This window comes from Planktosalinus sp., from assembly GCF_059864935.1.
The window spans coordinates 1-5,408 of sequence record NZ_JCBCCK010000422.1; the positions used below are offsets into that span (position 1 = coordinate 1).

Here is a 5,408-nt window from a genome sequence, read left to right on the forward strand (position 1 = left end):
CATAATCATTAAAGGGGCTTTTGACTGGTTGTTCTTTGGTGGTCTTATTAAGTGGTGAAGTGATAAGTTTTTTGATGTCATTGTTAATCTAAGAATTTAAACCATTTGTGATAGTTTTCAGTAAAATATGGAATATTGACTTCCTTGCCTAAAAAGGCAAATACAATTGAAATAAGCCAAATACCAATCGAAATCAAATACAGAATCTCTCCAATAATGATATGAATATATGCATTAGTCATAATAGCAACAAAGGAGAGAATTATCAAACCAAACATATTCTTAATATGATGGGTCACAAAAGTTGACCTTAGTTCTTTATTTAAGAAGAAGGCAATAATAAACCCCAATATCCATAAATATGTGGTGACTGAATAAATGATTTCATTTTGACTGGGTTTCATTGGTACAATTATTAATTCAATATCAGTTTTTTGTTGCTGTAAATCCCCAAGGCTTTTCCTTTAAGGTGTTGTCCAAGTAAAGCTGCGTTTTGAGAGGCAGAGTGTATGTGTTTGGTTTCAAATACCCATTCGGTTTCCGGCTCAAAAAGGGTAAGGTTGGCTGTGTTGCCTTCTTCAATGGGTTGTTCTTCAATTCCAAAACGGGATTTTAGTCCGGTGAGGAATTTTATGCTTTGTTCTACCGTGAAAAGGGTGTTTAATGCCCCAAAACAGCTTTCCAGTCCGATACTACCAAACAAGGCGTGGTCAAATTCCACGTTTTTGTGTTCGATATCTATGGGGTTGTGGTCTGAGGTAATTCCGTCGATGATTCCGTCTTTTAATGCTTTGACAAGTGCTTTTTTGTCAATTTCATTGCGTAAAGGCGGCATTAGTTTCAGATTGGAATTGAATTCCTGGAGCGCATTATCGGTTAACATTAGATTGTTGACTGATACACTGCAGCTCACATCCAATCCTTTTTGTTTGGCTTCTTTAATAAGCGCAATACTTTTTTGCGTTGAAAGGGTAGGAAGGTGTAGTTTCCCGCCGGTATATTCCAGAAGAAAGAGATTACGGTTGACTTGTAGTTCTTCTGCTAGCGCGGGTATACCTTTTAGTCCCAGTCTTGTGGCACTTTCTTCTTCATTGACCACGCCGTTTTTTGAGAGGTTATTTTCGTTACAGAAATCGATGACGAGTCCGTCGAAGTTTTGAGTGTATTGTATAGCAATCTTCAGTAAATTGGGGTTTTTGACAGGATGTTGGTAGTCGTAAAAAGCCACTGCTCCTGCGTTTTTCATATCATAGAGTTCGGCCAAATCTTCGCCGTTACCCTGTCTGGTCAATGCACCAATGGGAATCAACTTTACCGGATTGTTTTCCGCTTTAGCGAGCAGGTACTTGACATCGGCTTTGCTGTCTGTCACCGGGTTGGTGTTTGCGTTTACGGCAACCGCTGTATAACCACTTTTGGCGGCTACTTTGAGTCCGTTCTCAATGGTTTCACGTTCTTCATAGCCGGGCTCGCCAAAGCTCACACTGCTGTCAAACCAGCCTTGTGAAATGTGCAGGTTTTTGATTTTTAGTTCCTTGCGGTCATCCGGATTGTCGAGTTTGGGTGCAATTTTTTCAAACTGTCCGTTTGTAATCAGGACATCGCGTTTTTTAAGGTGGTGTTTGCTTGTTGAGTCAACTATGGTGACTGATTTTAGGAGAATGTTCATTTTAAAAATTTTAAGAGAAACATTTCAATGGCCAGAAACAGTAAGGCTAAAATAACAAACCATTTCCATAAATTTTTCACGTCGCTTGCCGATGCAAGTTCTTGAAAAACAGCGTTTATCGAATTGTAATTTTCTACCCCCTGCCAGCTTGCCGGATTCATATAAACCATCCTGCTTTCTGAACGTGAATAGTTGTAACTCACATTTTCTATCCGGTTGTCTTTATCAAAAACACCAAATATCCCGGCAGTTTCAGGTTGATCGGTTGTAGTGATTAAAACACTGTTGCTGCTGTTTCGCTGCAGCGGAATAAAATCTGTCTGATCATTTCTTATATTTAAAATATGATCCTGCGGAAGCGAAACCGCCACTGCAAATTCGTTATATTCACCTATGGTGTAATAGAGGTTTGAAAGGGGCAAACTTTGTTTTCCAATGCGGTAAAATGTGGGCACCACCAAGGGTGAATTGATAAAGGTTGAATTATCAGTATTTAATGCCCCACTAAACAAATACACATTTTGGTTTTGCATCAAAAAATCTTCATTGCTTTCAAAAGATAAGACGGGCGTGTGGTTTCGGTTGAGCGTAAAATAGTTTGTTACCGTGGGATACTGAAAATTTGTGATTTGGTTTTCAAACACATTTTGATAAACGGGATGCGTAAAATGTATGGTGGTGATTTGCCTGTCAACCGATTCGGACTTGGTGAGTGTGCCAAAATTCAATCGGCTTAAAAAGGAGTTGTAAGACGCCAAATCAGCTTCCATCGCAGGAATAATTACCAGTGTTCCATTATTTTCAACAAAAGCCATCAAGGCATTTTGAAGTACTGTGGGTATCTCGCTTAACTCGTTGAGAATGATCGTGCTTTGCTGGTTTAAAATATTAAAATCCAGCTGGTTGATTTGTTGTGCCTGCCAATCAAACTCATCGTCAGTGTAAATGCGCCTTAAGTAGTTAGCCGGGTTTTCATAAATGGAAAGCACCTTGATGGGGCTTTTTTTATTGATGTTGAAATAGAGTTCGTTGTCAAAAATCAAGGATTCATCGGTGATGGAAATCCTACCTGAAAATTCCTCATCTTCAATTTCGAAAGTTGCCGTTGCTGAAGTGTTTGCGCCAATTTGAGCAGACGTCCTTGCAATCAGATCGTCGTCTTTATAAAGCCCAATGGGTACATTGTCAACCGCTGCTCCATAATTTTTTAGCAGGACTGTCAGTTCCACATTTGCAGAATTTACCGCCGAAACATACACACTGTCCACACTCAAATTGTTGGTATTAACAGGAGTCAACTGAACGGTTGAAATTTTAAAGGATGAGTTTGAAGCTTCCGGAAAGTTTTGCTGCCCCTGAAAATCTGAAATCCAGATTAGGTTTTTCGAAACGGTTTCATCTCTTGAAAATAAGGTTTCGGCTTTAAGCAGGGCTTCATCAAGGGTGAGGGAGTTTGAACTGTAGTTCAGGTTTAAAACTTCGTTTTTAAAATCTTCGCGTGTCACTTGACGGGAAGAGGCGTTGTTTGAAAACCAGCTTAACTGTTGGGGGACATTTGAATTTCTAAATAGCTGCTGGGTGGTATTTTTCAGTAATTCACCTTGATTGCCTCGTGCCTGAAGGCTTAGCGAATTGTCAATATAGATAACGGTTTCAGTTTCTGCAGAAGTTTCTGTGGTTTGTGAAAAGTAGGGTTGTGCAAACGCAATGATAATACAAGCCAGCGCAAATAATCTGGACAACAGTACCAGCCATTTTTTAAGTTTGGAGCTTTTTCGGGTTTGAATGGTGACTTCCTTTAAAAACTTTACGTTGGTAAAAGGAGTTTTTTGGAATTTACGTAATTGAAAAAGATGGATTAAGATTGGAATGATCAGAAGGAGGAGGGCAAAAAGTAATTCTGGGTGTTTAAACTGCATTCCATTAAAGATTTGTCAAAACTACGTATTTTTTCGTTTAGAAAAAACTTAAAATTGAATCAAAAATAAATGGTAAACCATTTGCGCATTTAGAGGGAATTTTTTAATCAAAATTATTTCTAATGTCTAAATGCACAACTTCTATGATTATTTTTTTCGTTTAGAAAAGATTGCCCTGAGTTTTCCCAAAATAAAATATATTTGTCCAATCAATCGGCTTTAGACAGGTTCAATAAAACAATTTCATAAACCAAATTGCAAATTTACCCCCAAACTTTATGGATATGTCGTCAAATATTGTCTATTTTTGGTCGTTGTAAAAGACAGGCTTGATTTATACTCAAAATCAATTTAGATTTATAAATTATCAAACAAATGAAAAAAAACAAACTGGTTTCAATTGTTGCAGTAGTATGTTTGCTGGCAATGACTCCTTTTCTTATCTCCGGTGACCATATTGATGGACCGGCGGTAACAGGAACCACATCAGACCTTACAAGTTTTTACGCCTTTGAAGGTGAAAATTCCAACAATTTGGTTTTAATAGCCAATCTTCAGGGATTTTTACCTCCCGGCAATCCAACAACAAATGCACTTTTTTCTGAAGATGTATTGGTAGAATTTAACATCGACACTTCAGGTGATTTAATAGAGGATTTGGTTATACAGGCCATAAGAAGAGGAGATACTATGTACTTTTTTGGGCCTGTTGTTCCTTCAATGACCGGGTTGGAAAGTGAAATTGCCACATTTGGACCTATGAACAAAGTATTAATTTCTTCCGGTACAGCAGATGCTGAGGCCATAGTTGAAGAAAACAACGGAATGAAATTCTTTGCAGGACCCAGAGACGACCCCTTCTTTTTTGATTTAAACAGGTTTAACCTTATTGTAAACGGTGAAGTTTCCGGATTTAATGGAGAAGGTTCTGACACCTTTGCCGGACACAATGTACTTTCAATAGCCATTGAATTACCAAAATCAATGCTCGGTAGTGGTGCTGTGGGTGCAAATCCGTTTCAACCCACTACGCCTGTATATTCAATGTGGGTGGAAGCAAAAAGAAAACAATAAATTTTGATACAAGAACCCATGAAGAAAATAATATATATAGGATTGCTTTTTATTTCAAGTTTGATGTTCATTCAGTGTAGTGAAGACGATAACGACAATGTTATTGATCCTCCTGCTACTTGTGAAGACGGTATTCGAAACGGTGATGAGACCGGAGTAGATTGTGGTGGAAGCGTATGTGACCCATGTGAAGATCCGGGAGGAATTGATTTTTCAGGAGTTTATGTACAGGAAGACCAGGTGGGAAGACCAGCCGTGTCAAGATTGTTTGTTACCCTTGGTTTACGCGATGAATTCAATACAACCCTACCCTCACAAATGCAGGCAGCGTTTCAAGCCGATATGCAAGCCAATCTACTTGCGTTAAATACAGACTATGAAACAAACGGAGGAAATGCTTTTGGCCAGAATGCAGAAGATTTTACCACGATGATTTCCAGAGATGTGTTATGGGTTGCCCAGACAGGCCCGGCCACTTTTTATGATGGCACCAGAACATTCACCGGCCGTAAACTGGGTGATGATGTCATGGATTTATACCTGATGCTTATTTTTGGCGGACCTGATATGGAAAACCCATTGTATGACGGCACAGGAGGAGAGCCACTTTTAATAGGTGATGGAGTAGATGCTAACGACAAACCTTTTTTAAGCAGCTTCCCATATTTGGCTCCACCGTTTTAAACAACCAACAAATTTTTAGACCTAATAATTACAGCCCGTTCATTCGGGCTTTTTTTTAGTCC

Annotated in this window: 5 protein-coding genes; 2 read left to right on the top strand and 3 right to left on the bottom strand. The window is 38.8% G+C overall.

The window, feature by feature from the left end; translation table 11 throughout:
* Positions 1 to 83 precede the first annotated feature (83 nt).
* From AC6F75_RS12760 to AC6F75_RS12770, 3 genes are read right to left on the bottom strand one after another with little or no spacing between them, the layout of a single operon-like run.
* A complete protein-coding gene (locus tag AC6F75_RS12760) occupies positions 84 to 404 on the bottom strand; it encodes a hypothetical protein (RefSeq protein WP_500715476.1) in 321 nt (106 codons plus the stop codon).
* A gap of 11 nt (positions 405 to 415) precedes the next feature.
* Positions 416 to 1,669, bottom strand: a complete 1,254-nt coding sequence (locus AC6F75_RS12765; RefSeq protein WP_500715477.1) for a dihydroorotase — start codon at positions 1,667 to 1,669, stop codon at positions 416 to 418.
* Entirely contained in the window at positions 1,666 to 3,588 is a 1,923-nt protein-coding gene (locus AC6F75_RS12770; RefSeq protein ID WP_500715478.1) for a BatA domain-containing protein, read from the bottom strand. The genes AC6F75_RS12765 and AC6F75_RS12770 overlap by 4 nt, the downstream gene beginning before the upstream one ends.
* A gap of 375 nt (positions 3,589 to 3,963) precedes the next feature.
* On the opposite strand from AC6F75_RS12770, the gene AC6F75_RS12775 reads away from it, so the two are divergent.
* Positions 3,964 to 4,662, top strand: coding sequence for a DUF4331 family protein (locus AC6F75_RS12775; RefSeq protein ID WP_500715479.1), 699 nt, complete (start codon positions 3,964 to 3,966; stop codon positions 4,660 to 4,662).
* A gap of 18 nt (positions 4,663 to 4,680) precedes the next feature.
* A complete protein-coding gene (locus AC6F75_RS12780) occupies positions 4,681 to 5,346 on the top strand; it encodes a DUF4331 family protein (RefSeq protein WP_500715480.1) in 666 nt (221 codons plus the stop codon).
* Positions 5,347 to 5,408: the final 62 nt, after the last annotated feature.